This window comes from Halomonas sp. AOP43-A1-21, assembly GCF_052376775.1.
GTDB classification, from domain to species: Bacteria; Pseudomonadota; Gammaproteobacteria; order Pseudomonadales; family Halomonadaceae; genus Vreelandella; species Vreelandella colorata.
In genome coordinates, this window is the sequence record NZ_JBQSWC010000018.1 from 1 (window position 1) to 20,815 (window position 20,815).

Here is a 20,815-nt window from a genome sequence, read left to right on the forward strand (position 1 = left end):
AACAGCACGCGCGGCTGCAGAATGGAGGCGAAGCCGCGATGTAGTAACCGTCGCCGGGCCTGTAATTGTTAGGAACTGCCGAAGAGTGGGCCACTACGTCAGGTCCTGATAAGGGTTGTAGGCTACTTCCCAGTAATGACCTTCCGGATCTTGAAAGTAACCGGAGTAACCGCCCCAGAAAACCTCCACCGCCGGTTTAATGAGTTGAGCGCCTGCGGATACTGCCTGACTGAGGACAGTATCAACTTCTGACTTGCTTGCAACATTATGGGCCAGTGTAATGCCGGAAAAACCGACCTGAGTCGGAATGGGCAATCCGATGTCCTTAGCCAATTCCTCCCGAGGATAGAGCGCTAACCATGTTCCTTCCAGACTGAAAAAAGATATGTTGCCACCTTCAAAGTCGTGCCTCGGCAGGCCAAGGCCTTCGCCATAGAAACGAGAGGCCCTTTCCATATCGTCCACACCCAGTGTGATAATGCTGATTTTAGGTTTCATGACGTCCTTCCTAATGCTTGCAGCATGCACGCCTACAAAATGGAGCCGAAGGCGCAATGTAGTAGGCGTCGCCGTGCCTGAACTTGTTAGGCCAGGTTGTTTTTCGAGACCAAAAGTACACCACCCGCGCCTACGAATGTGCCGCCAAATAATCTGCCTGTAATTCTATATAGCTTAGAATTGCCTATCGTTGTGAACGTTCGACGTACTGCAATTAAGCAAGCATGAAAACGAAAGAGATATGAATGTTAATACCAGTAATAGGAATTGCGGCAATACATTCGTAGTAGGATCAATAAACTGTGGAAATAGTGCCGTTGTAAATAAAATTGCTTTTGGATTTGACAGAGCGACGGCAACTCCTTGAGCGTACAATGAAACCACACTTTTTTGTTTACTATCAGTTTTTGCATTCAAAGGTGATAAGCCCTTTCTCCACAAGTTCACTCCCAAGTAAATGAGATACATGGCTCCCATAATTTTGACAGCAGTGAACGCAATTGGAGTATGCACAAGTAGTGAACCGAGCCCAAGCACTGATAGCGTAGATAGAACGGTAAGTCCGGTGACATTGCCCGCAATAGTAAAAAAGGTTTTTGCAACACCGAAACCAGTGCTATGTGACGACACAAGCAACATCGCAGGGCCGGGAATGGCAGTAGCTACTACAGCCACCAAAACGAACATGATCCAAACCTCAATATCCATGTATTCTCCAAGGCGTATGGCCCCAACGCCCGCACAGAGCGCGCGAGGTACGAGCGGCGCATTTGACGCGATTGTTATGCTTGTACGGCATCGTTCCTGACTTTGGTCTTGGTGTAGTTAACCGGCGGATACTCACAGTGATTCTGGAAGTACCACCAAAGCAATTGTCCTTCAGCTTCCAACAGGGAACTACCGAACCGCTTAAAAGGACAGACCGCTATAGTTATTGGGCCGTATTCTCTAATGATTGCTTCAAACTTCAGTTTATTCGCTTTGGAAGAGGCATGAAGACTTGAGTACTGGAAATAGCGGTTTTTAAAGCTGCCCTTCGTTTGACCGATGTAAATAATCCTGCTCTCTCCGACAAGTCTCGGAATGGGCTGAGCCGATAGAAATAAATAAACTATCCCCTTCGCCAGAGAGGCCCTAGGCGAGCCATAGACAGTTTGAAACGCCTGCGTAGAAACATTATCTATCGCTCCAGGAAGAAGCTCAAACTCCCTAATCACTTCGTAAAAATTTGTACTATCTATCATCTGTCTCTCGAATATTGGTGTATAGCGCTGCGTTAAGTGGTGAACAACCCGATCACCTAACCTAAATCATTGTACCCTGAACACTAAATTCGACTTACACTGAAGTCGCCAAACGTTGTGAATCCACCTTAAACGCCTTGTTATGGGCAATCTAAACGCGCCTGACCATCTTTATATGAGGAACTCTCGTAATCTTGGCTATATAAGATTGACCTGAACCCTTAAATCCCAATTTTTCATACATTGATACGGCATGTAGCCTAGCATTTAAATAAATTTCTTTCGCTCCATTTGCAAGCGCTTCATGTGTGAGCTTCGTTAATACTCTAGTGCCTAAGCCCTGACCTTGCATGTTTGGGCGAACGACCATCTGTGAAATCTTAAAGACTCGATGACTTTCTTCGCTTAATCGTCCATATGCGCACAATGAATCATTTTCTATCGCTGCAATATGAAAACTACTACTCTCAAGACCATCAAACATAATTTCTCGCGGAAGGTCGAGAGCTCGGAAGAACAAGTCATACCGCAAATCTAATGCCTCTTTGTATAGCGCATCCGTACGTTCTAAGTGAATAAGTTCCATTTTATCTCCTTGTCCATAACACCCATTAAGGTGTGAGGCACGCAATACCGATGCTGCCGCATACCATCTTAAACACTAAAACCGACGCATAATAAAAATGCCACGCGTGCTGAATCACTCTTAATTTTTTGTTAGGAGATTGTTCTCGACATGCTGTAGAACCTATCATCAACGTTATCAACCACAAAACCAACTCTTTCATAGAGATGGAAGGCTGGGCTGACTTTAAATACACGTAACCTAAGTCGATTAGCGCCTGATTCAATTGCTAACCTTTCACATTCAGAAAGCGCTAACGCACCAATACCTTTATTTTGGTATTTCTCGCTGACTTGCAAGTCACGGGCATAGCAACCGTCGTTATCAAATGCCAAACGAATCGCCCCAACGACCTCACCATTGAACAGAATATCGAAATTGGTTAAATTATGGATTTGATCTTCAATTTTTGAGCAATCCCAATCAACAGAGTAATGCTCGTAGTATGAACGCATGTTTAAGTAAGTAATCTCAGCCGAAGCTGATAAATCTTCTGTTTGTCGATACGAAACCATTGAATCTCCTAACGTTGCCAACACGCGTGGCTTTGGAGTGGAGGCGAAGCCGCAACGGAAAAACCATCGCCGTGCTTGGCCTGGTTATGCGATTCTCAATGACTAGACTACCCATTTTCTCCCCAGATCCGTGGGACACTTCCTGTCTTTCTGGTCTGAATATTGCAGTAATCGACTGTTTCTAGGATTTCTACCGGGAAATTTTGTAGTGGCTGATTATCGTCAAACACCCAATGGTAGTATGCCAGCAAGATATTGTGCAGAACCCTTACGCTGAAATACCACCCTCCTTCAACTGTGACAGCCGGAACATTCTCATGGAAAAAATATGAGAACCAGTTGGCTTCAAGTCCATCGTGTACTTCGCTAATCTTCCGCTTATCTGCGGAGCTTTGATCCAACTGAAAGTGCTTACTTCCATTTGCCAGATCTCTAGTAATATCTAGTATAAGATTCATCTGCGTTGGCAACTTTGCACGGTTCCGTTTTGATCTACTTAGCGATGTCTTAGGATCACTTTTCGTCCAATCCTGAAAAAGATGCCAGGAAGTTATCAGAAAATCGGTAGCGTCATGAGCATCCCAACTTCCACGCAAACCTTCCGCATCCCGCAAGAGCTTTCTGTAATAATCTGTACTTGATGCAAAACCAAGTGTCGCGCCATCTCTACCTGAAAGCTTTTTACCCATTTTGATTTGGCCTTTCTAGTTGACCGCTCGTAAATGCGAAGCCATAGATAGAATCTACGACAGGATCGAATTTATTCACATAACAGTGATTATACGGAAGGATAGATAACCTCAATGAATTTTATGGTACGTTCATTAAGGTTATCTCGCTGCCTTGATCAAATCTGCCTCATTGATTCTATTAGGAGCAAAGAAAAACTTGGCTGCATATTAAAAATTCGCGCGCCTTCTCGCTTACCCTGTAGCGCACATAATTGGCGGCTGCGATCATGTTTCACCTACAGGCAGCGGCTAATGAGCTAGTCGCCTATTGATTAGCTGCGGGGCTGGCTTAATAAGTAGTGGAGATGTGCGCGCACTTCTGACCACTCTCCCCTGAGCAGGCTATACATCACCGTGTCGCGAATGGTGCCATCACGGCGCAGCTTTTGCCCTCGTATCACACCATCCTTTTTAGCCCCTAGGCGCTCAATGGCACGTTGGCTTGCGTAGTTAAAGTTGTCGGTGCGCCAGCCAACCACGTTACAACCCAACGTATCGAAAGCATGCGTTAACAGCAGCAGCTTGCAGGTGGTATTGATATGGGTACGCTGCGCACGTTTGGCATACCAGGTGTGGCCAATTTCTACCCGTTTTACCTCAGGCAAGATGTCGTGATAGCTCGTCGTGCCCAGCACGGTACCACTGGCCTCATCTATAACGGCAAAGGCAAAGCGGTGGCCTGCCTCTCGGTCTTTCAAGGCGGTTTTAATAAAGGCGCTTGTTTCATCAGGCGAAGGCACCGCTGTAACGCGTAGATTCCACAACTCACCATCGGCGGCGGCAGCACACAAACCCGCTTCGTGATCATGCGCTAATGGCTCAAGTTTTACACCGTGCGCGTTAAGGGTGACAGAATCAACGTAAGCCATATCTATTCAAATACCTCTTTTTATTGGCGATAGAGAAAGCGATTATTAGTTGATCTTACTAAAATCAGATTCAGAATAGCCGCTAATTTTTTTATAAAAACAGTGGTTCGGGCATGAAGCACGGGATTCTAACTTTCCTATGATGGATTTTCATCGCGACTCATCTCTGGCGAAAGAGCTTAAAGAAATGCCCGCGGTCTAGGCGTGGCAGCGTCCACGGTGATGAGCGCCCAGCCATCGGGTAGTCTAATCGATACTTAAAAAGGGCTTCAGGAAGCTATCAATGAACTCAAGAGTCGGCTGAGCGAAGAGGATAAAGAAGCTCGCCGCGAGCTTAAAGTGCAGAAGAAGATATGGCCAAACTTGACCGCACTCTGGCCCAGTTAAACTCCAATGCGCTCTACTCTTCGCTAGGCCAGATGCTGTCTACTACCATAAACAGTGCCAGCATAGCCGCTGTTAGCATTAGTGCAGAGGTTTAACTAGAACGACTGCTGAATGACGCTGTTTTTTTATGGCGAAACATTATTCACTGTTGCAGCAGTCGTTTAGCTAGCTAAGAGGTAGATCAAACGTAAAATTCTTGATAACACTAGGATGTAAACAGCTACGTAAAAACGTGTTCATAGGCTTCATATCATTTGACGAGTAGAAATCCAGCATCAATGTATTGAATTCCTGCTGACGTTTAGCGGGAACGTTAATAATTGGAAATCCATATGCCAGCAAGATGCCGTTCATCAAAAAACGACCTGTACGCTTGTTTACATCCCAAAAAAACTGAGCCCTGGCTATTTGAAGAAACGCAGTGATCGCTTGATCATAGCAATCAATTTCACTTTTCACCTGCCTCTGTAAGCTCTGCCATCTTGCTTCAAGCTGCTCAGGCGCGGGCGGCTCATAATCAGACCCTGAAATCGTGACATAGCCGGAACGAAACTTTCCCCATTCCAAAGCTTCCTCTTTACCCGCTATGGCATGGATATTTAAAACTGTTTCTTTATCAAAGCTAAACTTACCTTGATCGACTAGATCAAATATATATTTCCAAGCCTTCGCCTGATTAATCGCCATATTCTGATCGCTGATTTTGTGACCACCGACCGTAATCCCATCCAGAATCGTTTGCACTTCAGGTAGCGTCATGGCGACCCCTTCCAGGTTCACCGCATCGTAAACGAGGGCTGGTACATCCCGCACAGCAAGTTGCCGAGCCAAGCGAACGTTAGGCTTCATATTCCACTGTTTATCGTGTGCGGTTGTCATAGAACGTTCTCTGTATCCAGCAAGTTGATTAAATATATCACTACGGCACGGGCAGTAGATCGGCTACATGCACCATCGATTTATTTCAGGGCAGAAATATCCCCAGCGGTGGTTTGCGGCTAATACTCACTGGTGATGGCCAGAAGCCAATAGCTTTAGCGCCTCACCAGTGCTAAAGATAGCCGCATACTCCCCTTCCAAGTTCGCCAGTGACATGGCGTGCACTTCATCCGCCGTACGGTAAGTGCCTGCGTAGTCCTGCTTGGCAAAGGTAAAAGTGGCATCCGCGACAACGTGGGTATCAAAGCCAAGATTACCGGCTGTGCGAGCGGTGGCTTCAACCGAATTGCTGGTACTCACACCAACGATAACCAGCCGCTTGATCTCGCGAGCGTGGAGCCAGCGCTCTAAGCCTGAGTGGGTAAACGCACAGGGTATGTTCTTTTCTACTACGTGCTCTTTAGGTTGCGGGGCTAGTGCAGGCTGGAACTCTGCGCCTGGTAACCCCGGCCAAAATGGCGAGCTGGGGGTGCGTGAGATATGGCGTACATGCACTACGGGCCAGCCCGCTTTACGCCATTCAGTGAGCAGGCTCTGAATATTATTTTCGGCATCCGGGTTATTGCGCTCACCGATGGCGGGATCGCTCATTCCTCGCTGCATATCGATGACCATCAGGGCGACAAGTTGATTACTCATTGCTAATTCAACGTCCTCTTTTGTGTGCTTCTTGGATCAGGAATACACTCAGGCACGAATAGGAAAGCTAAGCGATACTGACCAACCATTACTTTCAATTATTTAAAATACTTCAACCACCGATACAGCTTGCCTAAAAAACGTGTGCCCAGCATTAATCCAATGCTGAGTATAACCACTGCCAGCGAACCGTAAGCTACCATTCCGCCCCACGTCCATTGGCTAATCGCCGTGCCCAAGTGCTGAACGAAAAGATACACGCCGATTAAGAAACTACCGGCCCGTACCAAGCCTGCCTCGCTGATGGATAAGGCTGAGCCAACACTATCACTGTCATGAATTTTATTGGCCAGAGTTACGGCAGAAAACCACAGTGCGATGCCCACGATAATAGGAATAACAACGGTGGCCACTAGTCCTGGCAGCCACTGGGTTAGCTCTGCCTCAAAGCTTGGGCTAAACAGCAACGGCGATACGCTAAGTAAAGGATTGATGGCAAGGTAAACGGCGAGCAATCGAATCAGCAAAATAGAAAAAGGTTTCATGGGTTTACCTAACACGCAAAACTTAAGCATAAGCCAACTTTGGCACGAAATCCCGATAGCAGATACAACATCGCCCTGATAATTGTTTATCAAGGCGATGAGGCAGCACCGTTATATCAAGAGTTATTGGATCGGTTAATTAACGATCGCGAATGGCAATAGGCCCAATAGGTGCAACGTTGGGCATAAAGATGGTGACCTCATTAACATCGTGCAGAGGGGCAACGAAATCTGCTTTCCAGGAGCCGACGCGAGGGTTCTTGGAAGGATCATAATTAAAGCCCAGATGCAGGTTATCCGGTGCGACCACGCCCCCATCTTTACGTAGCAACGAGAATGACTGGTCACCAAACTCGGCGTAGATCTGTCCATCAATGCGCTCTAACGGAATGTCTTCGTAAATAAGTTCGCCGGAATAACCGGGGTAGTCGGTCACAAAGCGCACCTCAATATGCAAAACGCCATCCTTGCGCACGGCCTTGTAAGGCTCGGCATAGGCGTGGCCACTGGCAGTGGGTGCCTGCTCAGCGTTGAGGGCAAGGGCCGGGCTGCTAGCCACTGCCGCCAGCGTTAGAAAAGAAAGGCTTAAAAAAGTGGTTCGAAGCTTCATATCTGGCTCTATTCGAAAGTTTCGTAAGTGTCTAACGGAATAGAGCCGCCCGAAGGCGGCTCTTAGGTAATTGCAGTACGTGAGTATTTACTCGGCGTCGATACCAAAGGCGTTCAGGCCCGCGCGGAATACGTCGGTGTTGTCGACCCAGTAGTGGCTGTCTGCATCCACTTCGTAGCGGGAAAGTCCTTCTTCTTGCTGAGCGATGTCATAGAAGAACTCGGCACCTGCACCGTGAGCATACAGCGGCACCAGTTCACGGGTGTGGGTGTCGGAGTGCCAACGTACCAGCGGTAGCGCACCAGCGCCCTGATTGACGATCGGGCTATAGGCATTGACGTCAGAATCAGGACCTTGCAGCAGGCCGTTGCCGTGGTCGGTAGTAACGATGATCAGCGTATCGTCCCAGGAGCTGTTGTTTTCTACCCACTCGACAGCGGCTTCGACGGCTTCGTTGAAGTCGATCTGTTCTTCGATGATACGCGGCAGGTTATTGGCATGAGCGGCCCAATCGACGGCGCCGCCTTCAACCATCAGGAAGAAGCCGTTTTCGTTGCCGGTTTCGCTGGCGTTGAGCACGTTCAGGGCAGCCCCGGTCAGGGTAGCCAAGCTCGGAGAGGTATCCAGGAAGTTGCCACCGCTCACACCAGGACGGTTGTATTGAAGGGTCTGAATGTTCTGCACCAGGCCCAGCAGCTTGTCCTTGGGCAGGTCGATTTCACCGGCGGCCAGCGCTTCAAAGTCTTCCTTACTTTCGATAAAGGCGTAATCCGTTTCGCCGTCCATCAAACGCTGGTAGTACTCTTCACCACCGATAAAGCGAAAATTGCTCTCCCCGGGGTTATCGACACGCTCGCCTGCCGCATCGTAATAAGGGTGGCCGGTACCGATGGCCACAGTGGCAAGGCCGGAATCAACGATTTCACGGCCAATCGCGCTGTAGTCGTTGCGACTTACGTTATGGGCCAGGAAACCGGCCGGAGTGGCGTGTGAAATCTGCACGGAAGAGACAACGCCTAGAGCACGGCCGCTTTCCACCGTGTATTCGCCGATATGCTTGAGCGACTCATCGTCGTTGGACCAGTTGATGGCATTGTTGAAAGTCTTTTGGCCGGACGCCAGTGCAGTCGCCGCCGCGGCGCTATCGGTGTAATCGGCGCGGGCATAGTCGTAACCGGCAAAGTAGCCTTTGTAGTTACCCAGGCTGCCCTCGTAAACGGTGTCTACCGCTTCGTCGTTCCAAAGCTCGGCTGGCTCAAACGTGACCGTACCCTCATCGCTCTTGGTGGGCGTATTGGAGGTATTCAGCGGATGAGTGGCCATGAAAAGCTGCACATCAAACTCATCGTAAACTTCATGACCCAGCGCACCATGACGGAAGTAACTTGCCGCGCGGAACGTCTCAATACCGGTACCGTCGGTGATCATCAATATAACGTTCTTAGCCGTATCTTCCTGCGCTAATGCTGGCGTAACCATGATTGATGCCAGTGCTAACGTGAGTGCATTCCACTTAAAATTTTTCATTTTCATCCCTTGGCTAAATTTAGCTAACTCGTTATTCGGCTAAGCCTAACGTTTGAAAATGTCATTTCTATGAATCTGAATTAATAAAATTAATTTTTGCTAATAAACGATTGGCTGCTTTCTACTCACTCATTAACGGGCCATTCAATAACGCCCCGTCTTAGCCATAAATTCGCCAATAAATCGCCCAAGGCTTGCACGTTCAGCCACACCGCATATACTGTATATATAAACATATATACAGATAGAGGCAGGCGTATGGCGTCTCTCGGTAAACCATCAGCGCAAACTACCGTGCATAAAGGGCGTGGGGCTACTTATGATCCGCACAACCGCTTTGCGCCAACCCACAGCGTGGCGGAGGATGATGGCTGGTGGCGAGAGGAAGCCTCCACCACGTTGGTCACGGAAGTACGCGAAGAAACCAGTAAAAGCGCGCTCTCCTGGAATAAATCGCCCGACCTTCCTTTTGACCGCTCGTTGAATCCTTACCGAGGCTGTGAGCACGGCTGCGTTTACTGCTACGCCCGGCCCTCCCATGCTTACTGGGATTTATCGCCGGGCCTTGATTTTGAAACCAAGCTGATTGCTCGCAACGGCTTGGTGGAGCGCTTAAGTGAGGAATTTTGCAAACCGGGCTATGTCTGCCGGCCTATCAACCTCTCGGGCAATACCGATTGCTACCAACCGCTGGAAGCCAAGCGCCAGTTAACGCGCCAGCTGCTTGAGCTTTTATTGGCATGCCGCCATCCGGTCATTATCGTGACCAAAAGCACTCTGGTGCTAAGGGATATTGACCTACTGGCTGAAATGGCGGAACACTGTCTGGTGCGTGTGTTTGTTAGCCTGACCAGCCTGGATGCCAATATGAAGCGCACACTTGAACCCCGTGCGGCCTCTCCTCAGGCACGCTTAAAAGTCATCCGCGAGCTTAATACCGCAGGCATTCCTGTGGGCACTTTGGTTAGCCCGGTTATTCCAGGGCTTACCGACCACGAAATAGAGCGCATTCTGGAAGCCGCCAGCCGCGCAGGCGCACGAACAGCCACCTGGATGTTGCTACGTTTGCCTCATGAGGTAGCGCCGCTTTTTGAAGCATGGCTTGAAGCTCACTACCCTGAGCGAGCGGCGAAAGTAATGAGCCTGATGCGCCAATGCCGGGGCGGGAAGGCCTATGATGCCCAGTTTGGCAAACGCTTTCGCGGTGAAGGAATTTTTGCCGATATGATCGCCCAGCGCTTTAATCGCGCCAGCCGTCAGTGGAATTTCCAGGCACGCACCGAGCAGGGGCTGAATACCCGAGACTTTCGACCGCCCAATGCCCAAGGCGATCTCTTTTATTAGCGCTTAATAAAAAGGCATCTGATCGGCGTTCTCTGGATAGCAAAGAGTGCCTGACAAATGCCTTGAAGATACTATCTATACATAGCCTTAATTACGCCGCTCACGCAGCTCATTAAGCACCAGTGTGAAAAAGCCTCGGATCTCATCGAGTTTGGGACGCGCTTGTTCAATCAGCGTATCGAACGGCTCCAGTTCGCGCTCCTGAGCTTCTCTCTCGGCCAGCTCATCGCGTATTTCTTCAATAAGCTCGGCTGAATCATCGAGCATGGACTTGAGTTCAGCGGTCGAGGTTGAAACGATCTTTTGATGGGGCGTCATGTTTTTTACCTCAAAGCAGCGTCGTGAATGCGATCAGGATGGCCGGTATGACAATAAATACGCTTAATACCCAAGCGGCCGCCAAAGCTTTTCTTTCTGAAGCTACACGGCCTAACCATTCAGCGCCTTTTACCGGCAGCGGGCGAAGAAACGGAAGTCCGAAAATGACGACTACCGCCAATAGATTAAAGAATAGATGAACCAGAGCGATCTCAAGGGCCAATATGGCCGTGGCGCCGGTTATTGCGGTGGCTGCAAGCAGCGCCGTAAAGGTCGTGCCGATGTTAGTGCCCAAGGTGAAGGGATAAATCTGACGTAATGAGAACGCGCCTGACCCCGCTAATGGCACCATTAAACTGGTGGTCGTGGATGAGGACTGTACTAAAAATGTTACCACCGCGCCGGAAGCAATACCGGCAACCGGGCCACGCCCGATGGCTTTATGCATTATATTTTTTGCCTGTCCTACCATTAATACTCTCAGCAGCGCACCGATATAACGAATCGCTAAAAAAATCAGCGCAATGCCAAAAACAATCATGGCAATTCCACCGGCAACCGTGGGCAGGTTCATGGCCACACTTTCAACAGTAGAGGTAATCGGCTTCGTTGCCATGCCGACAATATTGATGCTACCCATGGAAAGATCGGCGTCGCCGTAAAATAGAAATGCCGTGCTTTGCGCCATCTTCTCCAACGGATGAAAGATAAGTTCGATAGGCAGGAAAATAGCCACCGCCAGCAAGTTAAAAAAGTCATGCACTGTTGCTGCGGAGAACGCGCGTTTAAACTCAGCTTTATCGCGTACATGACCCAGGCTTACCAGCGTATTGGTAACCGTTGTGCCTATATTCGCGCCCATGATCATGGGGACCGCGGTGGCAACCGGCAATCCACCGGCCACAAAGGCGACGATAACCGAGGTAACGGTGGAGGATGACTGAATCAACGCCGTAGCGACAATCCCGACCATCAGGCCAACAAAGGGATTGGTGGCAAACTCAAAAAGCTGTTGGGCATGATCGCCAGCAGCTATTTTGAAACCGTTACCAATAATTGATACTGCACAAATCAAAAAGTACACCAGCAAGGCAAGCGTGAGCCACTGCCTTAATGTCCCTTTGCGCCTGACCTTTACCCTTCCACGCTGGCTGGGTAACACCTCTTGTACAGCGCTATTAATATTCTCGGCCATTTGCCACACCCTCTTGGAAGGAAAAACGCCCTGATGCCCACCTACTTCAACGAAGGATGGCGGCTATAGGTGACATAAGCGTGACAACAGCGTGGCACTATGATGTTAGTGCAAATAGAGTGGACACACATATTAAACGGTGGCTGTGGCAAAAAGCGTTCCGTATGCTTTAGCCGACGCTCATTTTTAAGGCAATCACACTTATGGCCGATGCTCTCAGCAAGACAAAATCCAGCTTCTATCGCCGTCTTTACGTGGCTTACCTGATCGATCAGGGAGTCTCTAGCGTGCCTGCGCTCGTGAGCTTCTGCGGCATGCCGCGTCGTACGGCTCAGGACACCATCACCTCGCTTGCCGAGCTGGATATTGAATGCCAATTTCAAACGACACAAGGCGAGCGCCATAACAGCGGTGAATACCGGATTATCAGTTGGGGTCCTATTGATCCTGCCTGGGTCAAGAAGCAAGCAAACCAGCTGGCCGAAGCGCTTGACTACCCCGCTCTCTCGGCTTGATTAATGTGCTGATTCAGCGGATCAGTCGCGCCAGGCAAGCCGTGCGGCGTTCAGCGTAACGCTTAATGAACTGGCGACCATGGCCAGCACCGCCACCAGCGGTGGAATGGCCATAATGATGACAAGCCCCAGTGCCAGCGTGTTATATAGCGCCGAAAGGGTTAAGTTTTGGACCATCACGTGACGGGTAGCGCGCGCGGTGGCAAGGCCCGTCACTAAACTGGCAATGCCAGGTTTTAACAGGTGCGCAGCGGCGCCTTCTCGGGCAGCGTCGCTGGCATTAAAAGGGGCCATGCCGACATCGGCGGCGGCTAGGCTTAAGGTGTCATTAATCCCATCGCCGACAAACAGAGTGGGAGCAGGCAATCCTTGCACCAGACGCGCTTTTGCTTCTGGCGAGCGCTCGGCATAGCAGGCTTCATCGGGCAACCCCAGCTGCTTGGAAGCGGCGTACACCGCGCTAGGCCGGTCACCGCTGAGCATAGCGACCCAGTAGTTAGCCTGCAATGCGTGAACGCTCTGCGCCGTATCCTCCAACAGGGCATCCTCTAGATAGAAGCTGCCTAGCCAGCCTTCCTCATCCGCGAGCAGTACTTCTGACGCCGATGGGCTTGAAGCACTGGCCGCCTGAGGCGGCAGCTTAATGCCCTGGCTTTCAAAAAAGCGTTGGCTGCCCAGCCAGATATCGCCGTGTTCAGGCAAGCGAAGATGCACGCCCTGCCCTGGCACATCCTGTGTCACACTGGCGTTTATAGTCGTTGTTTTCTCAGAACGCGCCCAGCGCGTCAATGCCTGGGCCAGCGGGTGCTGGCTATTAGACGCGGCCTGATAAAGTGTGGCCTTAAGCGTCGGCTCTGCCACACCCTCTCGGCTTACCCAGGCCATAAGCGCAGGCTCGCCCTGGGTAAGCGTGCCGGTTTTATCCAGCGCAATCGCCTGAATTTTAGCCAGCGTTTCAAGTGCTGCCGGGTCGCGTAATGCAATGCCTTGCTGAAGCAGTTGCCCACTTCCCGCCAGGCTTGCCAAGGGGACGGCAAGCCCAACGGCGCATGGGCACGCAACTACCAACACTGATAATGCGCGCACGGCGGCCTCTTCAATACCCAGCCCGAGTAACAGGCCCGCCGGAAAGGCGGCAACTCCAAGCAATAATGCCACCGGGCTTAACCAGGCGGCAAAGCGGTCGGCGAGTTTTTGAAGCTCGCCTTTCTGGGCCTGATAGTGACGCATTTGTTCACGCAGACGGTCCAGGCGGCGCTGGCCTAACGCCTGGGTAACGGTAATGACGACTTCGTCGCTGCCTAACAGCCGACACCCGGCGTAGACCGCCTCCCCTCTTGAAAAATGCCGGGGAATACTTTCCCCGGTGAGCGATGCGGTATCCACCCAGGCAGCGCTTTCCAAAATGCCATCCAGTGCAATCAGCGTTTGAGGCGCAAGTTGTATCCTCGCCCCTGGCTCAATCTCAGCTAATGGAGCTACCCGCCACTGATCCCCCTGCCATACCGCGGCTTCGTTATTGGGCTCGGGCAAGGCGTCTAGTGCCTTTAACCCTCGGTGGCGGCATAGGGTTTCTACCAGACGCCCGCCTAGCAGCAGCACAATCAGCATCACGGCAGTATCAAAATACACCTCTGCCGAGCCGCTCAATAAAAGCCCTATGGAAACCACTACAGCGGCAAGAACGCCGAGGGTTACCAGTACATCCATGCCCGGTCGCTTGGCGCGTAGCGTACGCAGGCCCGCACGATAAAACGGCCAGCCGGCAAAGGTCACAACCGGAATAGAAAACGCCCCGGACACCCAAGCGACGACCCACTCAATCGTTGGATTAGGCAACGCGCCGGCATAGATCAGGATGGAGGCGAGCATGGTCCACATGCCAAATACCGAACCTACCAGCAGGCGCAAGCTCAAATAGCGGCTTTCCTGCTCTAAGCGTGCATGCGCATCAGCATTGGGTTCCAGCTCGGTTAAACGGTAGCCCAGGCGCTTTACTTTAGGAGCCAGGGCCTCGAGCGAGATAGCCTCAGAGGCGCCCTTTACCCATAGCGTGGCCGTCGGGTAATGCACACTGATACTCTCAACACCTTTACGGTGACTAAGCACTCCCTCAACGGCGAGCGCACAGCTGGTGCACCACATACCGTTTAGGGTATAGAGCGCCTCGTTATTGCCCGGCTCACCCGGTGCCGTTTGAGTTGCCACACTAAACCCTTATAAACAAGGCGGCAGACCCACCATTGGCCCGGCAACAAACATCACGCCTCCGGCAGAAAACACATAAAGCCAGGCGGAAACAAAGGCGTTAAAGTGCCGCCGTCCTTCATGCATTTTGGCTTCCTGGAAACATCCCCAGGCTAGCCCTGCCAGTAGCAAAGCAGTCAGCAGGCTCAACAATAACAGGCTGATATTGATTGTAGTGAGTGCCCCCTGCGCGGGATCGGGCGGCGCCACGGCGCAGGCGACCGAAAGGCCGCCATATATCGTGATAAACCAGATACTCCAAAGCGTTAGCCCGCCGACAAAATGGCCCGGATGAGTGAGATGCAAACGCTGAATAATAGCTTTCATGCTTTAGCTCCCAATCACTCTAGGTAACACGGCCAGCGCAACAATCAGGATCCAGAACACCACTGCGTTATAACGCCAGAAATAGGCCACTACCACGGGCTCAAACGGCGCATGAACGCCTACATAGCGATAGCCAACACGCATGCCTTGAAGCAAAGAAATTACTGCTCCCAAGGCGCTGTGCAGCAATGCGTAGTACAGGCCTACCATTAAGATAGCGTCATGGGAGGTTTCCGTAACTGCCAAATCAGCGCGCCACATTACCCATAAAATCAACGCAAACTGTAAGGCGCCTAAAATCGCTGCCCCGTAAAGGCGCATCGCCAAGCCGCTGTCCTGCTGCTTACGTAGCTTACTGACACTGCTCTCCATTAGCGCCGAGCCTCCCAGCAAGGCAACCCCGGCGACCACTAACGCAATTAATGAAAGCGGCGAGGCGTCAGGCATCCTCCACCCTGGCGACACGGTCCACAAATAGAACCAGCCAAAAAGGTAAGACAGGAAGAAGGACCCGTTGGCGATCATCGCCGTGGTCATGGCCCATAAACCGGGGCCATCCATGGTACGCGAATGAAGCGGGGGATCGCCGGGCATCACCTTGGCATCGGGCGCCGCTCTGGGGTGAGCGCCATTTTCCCACGACCAGCGCAGTAGAAAGCCGATGGCAATCAACACGCCGACCCCAGCCACTGGATACCAGCGCAGCAACAGGCTGATACACACCACGGCCAGCGCCATAGCCGCAAACAGTGGCCACCAGGAGTTACCGGGCAAATGAATGACCTCCCGCACTTTGCCGGTCAGCGGGTCAGTACCCCATAGTTCACGGCGGCCGTGGTCGGCTGTCGCCAGGCCATGCTTGCCTTCCTGCATCTGCTGTGGCAGTTCAGGATGCTCCCAAAGCGGGTGGCGGGTTTCGACGGGTGGCAGGCTGACAAAGTTATAGGGGCTAGGCGGCAGTTGGTTGGCCCACTCAAGCGTGTCGGCATTCCAAGGATTGGTCTTGGCGGGTTTGCCGTAGCGAAAGTGTAAGGCAATATCGATCAGTACCATGGCAAACCCGGCGGACATCACAAAGCTACCGACAGACGACAGTAGATTGAATATGTCCCAACCAAAGCCGGTCTCGTAGGTATATACCCGCCGCGGCATACCCAAGAGCCCTGTCCAATGCATGATTAAGAACGTGGCATTAAAGCCTATAAACACCAGCCAGAAGCCCCACTTGCCGATCGTTTCAGATGGCATACGCCCGGAAAACAGCGGCAGCCAGTAGTAAATGCCCGCCATCAGCGGAAACAGCATGCCCCCCACCAGCACATAGTGCATGTGCGCGACCACAAAGTGAGTGTCATGGACCTGCCAGTTGAACGGCACCAGCGCCAGCATGACGCCGGTCAACCCGCCGCAAACAAAAATCACCAGAAACCCGACGATCCATAACATGGGTAGTTTCATTTTAGGCTTGCCAAGCCATAGCGTGGCCAACCAGGCAAATATCTGAATACCGGTTGGGATCGCCACCAGCATGCTGGCCGCCGAGAAAAACGCCTGGGCCAGTTGAGGGATACCCACAGTGAACATGTGGTGAACCCACAGGCCGAAACTGATAAACCCCATGACGGTAATCGCAAAGACGACCCAGCCATATCCTACGATAGGCCGCCCGGCAAATACGGGAATGATCGTTGATACAATGCCCGCCGCCGGCAAGAAAATGATGTAAACCTCTGGATGGCCAAATAGCCAGAAAAGGTGTTGCCAAAGTACCGGATCACCGCCGCCTGCAATATCAAAAAATGGCATACCCACAGCACGTTCAAGTTCGAGCAAAATACTGCCCAAAATCAATGGCGGAAAACCCACCACGATCATTAGCGCCATAGCGAGGATGTACCAGGCAAACAGCGGCATTTTATGCAGCGCCATGCCCTGCGTGCGGGTACGCAAAATGGACACCACCAGCTCTACACCGGCAGATAATGCGGAGATCTCAACAAACGTAATGCCCAATAGCCAGAAGTCGGACCCCAGTCCTGGCGAGTATTCGCTGCTACTCAGCGGCGTATACATGAACCAACCGCTGTTGGGGGCCATTTCGAGCACCATGCTGAACGACAAGATGATACCGCCAAATAGATAGCACCAGTAGCCCAAGGCAGTTAGCCGTGGGCATACCAAGTCGCGTGCGCCAATCATCTTGGGGATCATGTAGATCGCCAAACCTTCCAAGATGGGAATGGCGAACAGGAACATCATCACCGTGCCGTGCATGGTGGTCACTTGGCTATAGATATCCGGGGTCAAAAAATTCTGATCAGGCGTCGCAATTTGCGTGCGAATCAGCATCGCCAATATGCCGCCAATCAGAAAAAATGCCATCCCGGTGACCATAAACCGCAGGCCAAGCGTGGTGTGGTTAACGATGGTTAAGGCTTTTAATCCGCGTGGATTTCCCCAAACATCAGACAGGTCATCATGCAGCTTTTGCAGATTTTCTGGGCCGGTTGCTTCTGGGTTTCTCGTGGTCATGGTGTCAGGGTCTCCAGCCAAGCACCCAGGGACTCCAAGGTGGCAGTATCCATATAATCGTGCGGCGGCATTTTGTTACTCGGTTTAAGCGTTTGATGATTTTCCAACCAGTAATGGATGGCGCCCTCTTCCATGGGCAGCACGCCAGCACCCAGATTATGGCGCGCGCCTACATCAGACAGATCGGGTCCGATGGACGATGAAGAAAGTCCGGCCACGCTATGACAAGCGGCGCAGGTGGAGGCAAAGGTTTCGCGGGCCTGGGCAAAATTCTCATTGGCAATGGCCAGCTCCGCCAGCCGCTCTTCCTGCCGGTCAGCCAGCCACGCCTCATACTCCTCGCGCTCGACGGCCTCTACGTAAAGGTTCATATGGGCATGTTGCGCGCCACAAAACTCGGCGCACTGAGCGCCAAAAATGCCCGGCTCATCGGCCTCAAGACGAATAACGTTAACCCGACCGGGTAACATATCGATCTTGCCACCTAATCGTGGCACCCAAAACGCGTGGATCACATCAGCGGAGGTAACGTGAAAGTCCACGGGCTCACCGGCCGGCATAATCAGCTGGTTCGAGGTCACGACTTCGCCACCCTCTGCGCCTGGGTAGCGTACTTCCCACCACCACTGGTGGCCGATAACTTCTATAACGTCCGGTGGCTCGCTTAACGGCAGTGGCAGCATACGTTTACCGGTCGGTACGCCAAAAATGAGGAGCGCGCTGACACTGAACACGGGCAATAAAATTCCGCCGCCCACAATCCAGCGGCGAGCAATTTTACGCTCTTGCTGAGGTGTCCGTTCATGGTGCTTGCGCTTAAACGCATAAAGCCACAGCGCGATGACCCCGATAAACACGACCGTGGCAAAGGTCAGCATGATCCACCAAATAAGCACTACATCGCGTGCAGCTTGCCCAGCGGGGTCTAGAATAGACTTATCACCGGCACACCCCGTGAGCCCAAACAGAGCCACCAGCGATACGTACGTTAACCGGTTGACCCGCCGCGCAACAGCACGTTGAATACACAACGAGGCGACGTGATATAAGTAACGCTCCCTCATGTTTTTATCCCTATTTCTGCCCACAGGAAGTGATTATGGCAAACCCCAATAGGCGCACAATTAAAAGCCGCGCCGCGATTGCTGGCCACCCGCTGCACCCGTTGATGGTGCATTTCCCCGTCGCCGCACTCATGGCCCTGGTAGCCTGCGATTTGGGCTACTGGTATACCGCCGACCCTTTCTGGCTGCGCGTTGGACTTTGGCTGGCGGGCATTGGCGCGCTCGGGGGCTGGCTTGCGAGCATCGCCGGCACGATTGATCTGGTCAGCGTGGGGCAGATTCGCCGTTTGATCACAGGTTGGAGTCACGCCATTGTTGCCGTTGTCATGCTGTCGCTGGCATCGTTTAATTGGCTGATACGCTTTAATCAGCCCGAGATGGTGCTGCCCTGGGGCATTGCAATTTCCGTCATCACCGCTGGTTTGGTGGCGCTGGCAGGCTGGCTGGGTGGTCAGTTGGTGTATGAACATGCGGTGGGTGTTGAAGTAGAGGAATAGCTTGGCACTGGTCATGGCGGGTTAACTCCAGTCCAAGGGTTTAGCCAATACAAATCCTAATACGCTAAGAATACCCGCCAAAGCCAGCAGCAATGCTAAAATCGAGGCCGTTTTTACACCTTTATAAATGCCCATTTCCAAACGCAGGATTAACCAGCCGCAGCTGCCATGCGCCGCGACCATGGCCACGACCGCGGCTAGTTTAAAAGCTAACCACCCCCCCATTAAGCCGTGCAATAAAAATAACGCGGTGCCCGAAAATATGGCGACCAGGGCTGCAGGGGTTGCCACGGAAATATAAAAAAACCGCGGCATGGGAGGCGAGCCTTGAGCAAAACCCGCATCTTTACGCAGCTGAAGCGAGTAGCTCAGTAACGCAGGCAGGTATAGAAGTGAGCCGCACCAGATAACGAGCGAGGCTATATGCAGAAGTTTTAGCCAAGGCATTGTGGCTTCCTTGCGTTGCGTTAGGCTTGGATGAATTGCGCTCCCTATACCTTAGCCAACACTTGCCACTCTAGCTAGCCGATTTACGTGAGGCTAATTTCGTAACCTGTGAATTTTCGGAGATTAATTACGCCAGTATCCAATATCAGATACTGTCCTTTAATGCCTTGGAGCACTCCCTCGACCCGCGGCTGCTTGTCAAAATTATGCGATACCACCTTACGTGGAAACGTCTCAACCGGGTAGTCAAAGGCGTGCGGCGCCTCATCCAGCGTGCGGATAGCGTCCTGCCCATGCAGATCGCGCAGCTTGTCTAATCCGTCACTCAACACATCCAACAGGCGATCGCGCTCAGCGTTTAAGTCAAGCGGCTCGACTTCCCCTTTTAGCATAGCGCGCCAGTTAGTGCGGTCGCTCACCTGCTCTTTAAAGAGCATCTCGACAAACCCCGACTGTTGACGCGTATTGACTTCGAGTATGGGCAGCGCCTGAATAGCGCCCTGATCCAACCAGCGAGTAGGCATCTGCGTTTTACGCGTAATACCTACTTTTAAGCCTGATGAATTAGCCAGGTAAACAATATGTGGTTGAAAGCAGTGTGTTTCGCCCCATTCCGGCTCGCGGCAGGTACCCAAAAAAAAGTGGCAGGTTTCAGGCTTCATGATGCAGGTATCGCACTGCGCCAAACGTTTGAAACATGGGTAACAGTGACCTTGGGCAAAGCTTTTCTTGGTTGCCCGCCCGCAGTGCGTGCAGGCAATGGCGCCGCTCCATTCAAGCGATAACGGCATTCCAATACGTGAATTGAGGGGAATCTCTTGATCCCCTGCCCGCAGGTGATAGACCACCTTATCGCCTAGCTGGTCGGGCAATGTGGCGGACATCTTACGTAAGCACCCTTGCACTACCTGATCAGTCACGCGTTGCATCCCGGCCAAGCCCTGCCATTTCCGGTGTAACGCCAGCACCTGAGGACGCTGCACCACAAGTACGCTGCTCCAGGTAGCCCACCCGGTTTTCTTCAGCAACGTTATTTTCGGCCTCGTAGCGCATTACCGCTTCCAGACATAGCTCTGTTTGTTCGGCGGTTAGAAAGCGGCCGTCGGGCCATTTACGCAACGACACAGCCTGTTTAAGGCTTTCATAAATCGCCGGGGTCATCTGGTTGATCATTTTATCAAACGTCATATCGCTCATTGC

The 20,815-nt window shown here is 51.8% G+C and carries 24 protein-coding genes; 3 read left to right on the forward strand and 21 right to left on the reverse strand.

From position 1 onward, the window contains the following. Positions 1 to 93: 93 nt before the first annotated feature. The 12 genes from ACT3R7_RS11260 to ACT3R7_RS11315 form a co-directional block, all read right to left on the reverse strand. Complete coding sequence (locus tag ACT3R7_RS11260) at positions 94 to 498, reverse strand: VOC family protein (RefSeq protein WP_441674971.1); 405 nt, start codon at positions 496 to 498, stop codon at positions 94 to 96. Between the two features lie 174 nt (positions 499 to 672). Beyond that, entirely contained in the window at positions 673 to 1,206 is a 534-nt protein-coding gene (locus ACT3R7_RS11265; protein ID WP_441674972.1) for a LysE family translocator, read from the reverse strand. A 74-nt stretch (positions 1,207 to 1,280) separates the two neighbouring features. Then, positions 1,281 to 1,742: a GIY-YIG nuclease family protein gene (locus tag ACT3R7_RS11270; protein WP_441674974.1), complete on the reverse strand. Its 462-nt coding sequence runs from the start codon at positions 1,740 to 1,742 to the stop codon at positions 1,281 to 1,283. A 151-nt stretch (positions 1,743 to 1,893) separates the two neighbouring features. Next, on the reverse strand, positions 1,894 to 2,328 hold the full coding sequence (locus ACT3R7_RS11275; protein ID WP_441674976.1) for a GNAT family N-acetyltransferase: 435 nt from the start codon (positions 2,326 to 2,328) through the stop codon (positions 1,894 to 1,896). A 131-nt stretch (positions 2,329 to 2,459) separates the two neighbouring features. Next, entirely contained in the window at positions 2,460 to 2,882 is a 423-nt protein-coding gene (locus ACT3R7_RS11280; RefSeq protein WP_193092923.1) for a GNAT family N-acetyltransferase, read from the reverse strand. A gap of 107 nt (positions 2,883 to 2,989) precedes the next feature. Further along, positions 2,990 to 3,571, reverse strand: coding sequence for a hypothetical protein (locus ACT3R7_RS11285; RefSeq protein ID WP_193092924.1), 582 nt, complete (start codon positions 3,569 to 3,571; stop codon positions 2,990 to 2,992). Positions 3,572 to 3,885: 314 nt separating this feature from the next. Continuing rightward, a complete protein-coding gene (locus ACT3R7_RS11290) occupies positions 3,886 to 4,482 on the reverse strand; it encodes a GNAT family N-acetyltransferase (protein WP_193092925.1) in 597 nt (198 codons plus the stop codon). Between the two features lie 552 nt (positions 4,483 to 5,034). Next, positions 5,035 to 5,748 carry a Fic family protein gene (locus ACT3R7_RS11295; RefSeq protein ID WP_193091701.1) on the reverse strand — a complete coding sequence of 238 codons (714 nt, stop codon included), beginning with the start codon at positions 5,746 to 5,748 and terminating at the stop codon, positions 5,035 to 5,037. A 126-nt stretch (positions 5,749 to 5,874) separates the two neighbouring features. After that, positions 5,875 to 6,447 (reverse strand): cysteine hydrolase family protein, encoded by a 573-nt coding sequence (locus ACT3R7_RS11300; RefSeq protein WP_193091702.1) that lies wholly within the window; start codon positions 6,445 to 6,447, stop codon positions 5,875 to 5,877. A gap of 98 nt (positions 6,448 to 6,545) precedes the next feature. After that, entirely contained in the window at positions 6,546 to 6,992 is a 447-nt protein-coding gene (locus ACT3R7_RS11305) for a hypothetical protein (protein WP_193091703.1), read from the reverse strand. Positions 6,993 to 7,131: 139 nt separating this feature from the next. After that, positions 7,132 to 7,602: a hypothetical protein gene (locus ACT3R7_RS11310; protein WP_193091704.1), complete on the reverse strand. Its 471-nt coding sequence runs from the start codon at positions 7,600 to 7,602 to the stop codon at positions 7,132 to 7,134. A gap of 87 nt (positions 7,603 to 7,689) precedes the next feature. Then, positions 7,690 to 9,129 (reverse strand): alkaline phosphatase, encoded by a 1,440-nt coding sequence (locus ACT3R7_RS11315; RefSeq protein ID WP_193091705.1) that lies wholly within the window; start codon positions 9,127 to 9,129, stop codon positions 7,690 to 7,692. A 258-nt stretch (positions 9,130 to 9,387) separates the two neighbouring features. Here ACT3R7_RS11315 and ACT3R7_RS11320 point away from each other — a divergent pair, with 258 nt between their 5' ends. Beyond that, on the forward strand, positions 9,388 to 10,473 hold the full coding sequence (locus tag ACT3R7_RS11320) for a PA0069 family radical SAM protein (RefSeq protein ID WP_193091706.1): 1,086 nt from the start codon (positions 9,388 to 9,390) through the stop codon (positions 10,471 to 10,473). 87 nt (positions 10,474 to 10,560) lie between these two features. Here the strand turns inward: ACT3R7_RS11320 and ACT3R7_RS11325 are convergent, their stop codons facing one another. Continuing rightward, positions 10,561 to 10,791, reverse strand: a complete 231-nt coding sequence (locus tag ACT3R7_RS11325) for a hypothetical protein (RefSeq protein ID WP_192537622.1) — start codon at positions 10,789 to 10,791, stop codon at positions 10,561 to 10,563. 10 nt (positions 10,792 to 10,801) lie between these two features. Next, positions 10,802 to 11,986: a Na/Pi symporter gene (locus ACT3R7_RS11330; protein WP_226940128.1), complete on the reverse strand. Its 1,185-nt coding sequence runs from the start codon at positions 11,984 to 11,986 to the stop codon at positions 10,802 to 10,804. 203 nt (positions 11,987 to 12,189) lie between these two features. Between ACT3R7_RS11330 and ACT3R7_RS11335 the strand changes: the two genes are divergently transcribed. Next, positions 12,190 to 12,501 carry a winged helix-turn-helix domain-containing protein gene (locus tag ACT3R7_RS11335; RefSeq protein ID WP_192537623.1) on the forward strand — a complete coding sequence of 104 codons (312 nt, stop codon included), beginning with the start codon at positions 12,190 to 12,192 and terminating at the stop codon, positions 12,499 to 12,501. Between the two features lie 21 nt (positions 12,502 to 12,522). Here ACT3R7_RS11335 and ACT3R7_RS11340 read toward each other — a convergent pair whose 3' ends face one another. From ACT3R7_RS11340 to coxB, 4 genes are read right to left on the reverse strand one after another with little or no spacing between them, the layout of a single operon-like run. Next, on the reverse strand, positions 12,523 to 14,709 hold the full coding sequence (locus ACT3R7_RS11340; protein WP_193091707.1) for a heavy metal translocating P-type ATPase: 2,187 nt from the start codon (positions 14,707 to 14,709) through the stop codon (positions 12,523 to 12,525). A gap of 9 nt (positions 14,710 to 14,718) precedes the next feature. Then, positions 14,719 to 15,075, reverse strand: a complete 357-nt coding sequence (locus ACT3R7_RS11345; RefSeq protein ID WP_193091708.1) for a hypothetical protein — start codon at positions 15,073 to 15,075, stop codon at positions 14,719 to 14,721. A 3-nt stretch (positions 15,076 to 15,078) separates the two neighbouring features. After that, on the reverse strand, positions 15,079 to 17,607 hold the full coding sequence (gene ctaD, locus ACT3R7_RS11350; protein WP_193091709.1) for a cytochrome c oxidase subunit I: 2,529 nt from the start codon (positions 17,605 to 17,607) through the stop codon (positions 15,079 to 15,081). Beyond that, entirely contained in the window at positions 17,604 to 18,671 is a 1,068-nt protein-coding gene (gene coxB, locus ACT3R7_RS11355; protein WP_192537626.1) for a cytochrome c oxidase subunit II, read from the reverse strand. The genes ctaD and coxB overlap by 4 nt, the downstream gene beginning before the upstream one ends. 35 nt (positions 18,672 to 18,706) lie before the next feature. On the opposite strand from coxB, the gene ACT3R7_RS11360 reads away from it, so the two are divergent. Further along, complete coding sequence (locus ACT3R7_RS11360) at positions 18,707 to 19,168, forward strand: DUF2231 domain-containing protein (protein WP_192537627.1); 462 nt, start codon at positions 18,707 to 18,709, stop codon at positions 19,166 to 19,168. A gap of 21 nt (positions 19,169 to 19,189) precedes the next feature. Here ACT3R7_RS11360 and ACT3R7_RS11365 read toward each other — a convergent pair whose 3' ends face one another. From ACT3R7_RS11365 to ACT3R7_RS11375, 3 genes are all read right to left on the reverse strand, one after another. Next, the gene (locus ACT3R7_RS11365; protein ID WP_018917476.1) at positions 19,190 to 19,615 is read right to left on the reverse strand and encodes a CopD family protein; all 426 of its coding nucleotides are present in this window, start codon (positions 19,613 to 19,615) and stop codon (positions 19,190 to 19,192) included. 83 nt (positions 19,616 to 19,698) lie between these two features. Further along, positions 19,699 to 20,544 (reverse strand): DUF2797 domain-containing protein, encoded by an 846-nt coding sequence (locus ACT3R7_RS11370; protein ID WP_226940129.1) that lies wholly within the window; start codon positions 20,542 to 20,544, stop codon positions 19,699 to 19,701. Then, positions 20,528 to 20,812, reverse strand: a complete 285-nt coding sequence (locus tag ACT3R7_RS11375; RefSeq protein ID WP_018917478.1) for a YeaC family protein — start codon at positions 20,810 to 20,812, stop codon at positions 20,528 to 20,530. The genes ACT3R7_RS11370 and ACT3R7_RS11375 overlap by 17 nt, the downstream gene beginning before the upstream one ends. Positions 20,813 to 20,815: the final 3 nt, after the last annotated feature.

Coding starts and splice junctions, on each gene's coding strand:
- ACT3R7_RS11260 (WP_441674971.1), bottom strand. CDS start 498: ATGAAACCTAAAATCAGCATTATCACACTGGGTGTGGACGATATGGAA.
- ACT3R7_RS11265 (WP_441674972.1), bottom strand. CDS start 1,206: ATGGATATTGAGGTTTGGATCATGTTCGTTTTGGTGGCTGTAGTAGCT.
- ACT3R7_RS11270 (WP_441674974.1), bottom strand. CDS start 1,742: ATGATAGATAGTACAAATTTTTACGAAGTGATTAGGGAGTTTGAGCTT.
- ACT3R7_RS11275 (WP_441674976.1), bottom strand. CDS start 2,328: ATGGAACTTATTCACTTAGAACGTACGGATGCGCTATACAAAGAGGCA.
- ACT3R7_RS11280 (WP_193092923.1), bottom strand. CDS start 2,882: ATGGTTTCGTATCGACAAACAGAAGATTTATCAGCTTCGGCTGAGATT.
- ACT3R7_RS11285 (WP_193092924.1), bottom strand. CDS start 3,571: ATGGGTAAAAAGCTTTCAGGTAGAGATGGCGCGACACTTGGTTTTGCA.
- ACT3R7_RS11290 (WP_193092925.1), bottom strand. CDS start 4,482: ATGGCTTACGTTGATTCTGTCACCCTTAACGCGCACGGTGTAAAACTT.
- ACT3R7_RS11295 (WP_193091701.1), bottom strand. CDS start 5,748: ATGACAACCGCACACGATAAACAGTGGAATATGAAGCCTAACGTTCGC.
- ACT3R7_RS11300 (WP_193091702.1), bottom strand. CDS start 6,447: ATGAGTAATCAACTTGTCGCCCTGATGGTCATCGATATGCAGCGAGGA.
- ACT3R7_RS11305 (WP_193091703.1), bottom strand. CDS start 6,992: ATGAAACCTTTTTCTATTTTGCTGATTCGATTGCTCGCCGTTTACCTT.
- ACT3R7_RS11310 (WP_193091704.1), bottom strand. CDS start 7,602: ATGAAGCTTCGAACCACTTTTTTAAGCCTTTCTTTTCTAACGCTGGCG.
- ACT3R7_RS11315 (WP_193091705.1), bottom strand. CDS start 9,129: ATGAAAAATTTTAAGTGGAATGCACTCACGTTAGCACTGGCATCAATC.
- ACT3R7_RS11320 (WP_193091706.1), top strand. CDS start 9,388: ATGGCGTCTCTCGGTAAACCATCAGCGCAAACTACCGTGCATAAAGGG.
- ACT3R7_RS11325 (WP_192537622.1), bottom strand. CDS start 10,791: ATGACGCCCCATCAAAAGATCGTTTCAACCTCGACCGCTGAACTCAAG.
- ACT3R7_RS11330 (WP_226940128.1), bottom strand. CDS start 11,986: ATGGCCGAGAATATTAATAGCGCTGTACAAGAGGTGTTACCCAGCCAG.
- ACT3R7_RS11335 (WP_192537623.1), top strand. CDS start 12,190: ATGGCCGATGCTCTCAGCAAGACAAAATCCAGCTTCTATCGCCGTCTT.
- ACT3R7_RS11345 (WP_193091708.1), bottom strand. CDS start 15,075: ATGAAAGCTATTATTCAGCGTTTGCATCTCACTCATCCGGGCCATTTT.
- ctaD (WP_193091709.1), bottom strand. CDS start 17,607: ATGACCACGAGAAACCCAGAAGCAACCGGCCCAGAAAATCTGCAAAAG.
- coxB (WP_192537626.1), bottom strand. CDS start 18,671: ATGAGGGAGCGTTACTTATATCACGTCGCCTCGTTGTGTATTCAACGT.
- ACT3R7_RS11360 (WP_192537627.1), top strand. CDS start 18,707: ATGGCAAACCCCAATAGGCGCACAATTAAAAGCCGCGCCGCGATTGCT.
- ACT3R7_RS11365 (WP_018917476.1), bottom strand. CDS start 19,615: ATGCCTTGGCTAAAACTTCTGCATATAGCCTCGCTCGTTATCTGGTGC.
- ACT3R7_RS11370 (WP_226940129.1), bottom strand. CDS start 20,544: ATGCAACGCGTGACTGATCAGGTAGTGCAAGGGTGCTTACGTAAGATG.
- ACT3R7_RS11375 (WP_018917478.1), bottom strand. CDS start 20,812: ATGAGCGATATGACGTTTGATAAAATGATCAACCAGATGACCCCGGCG.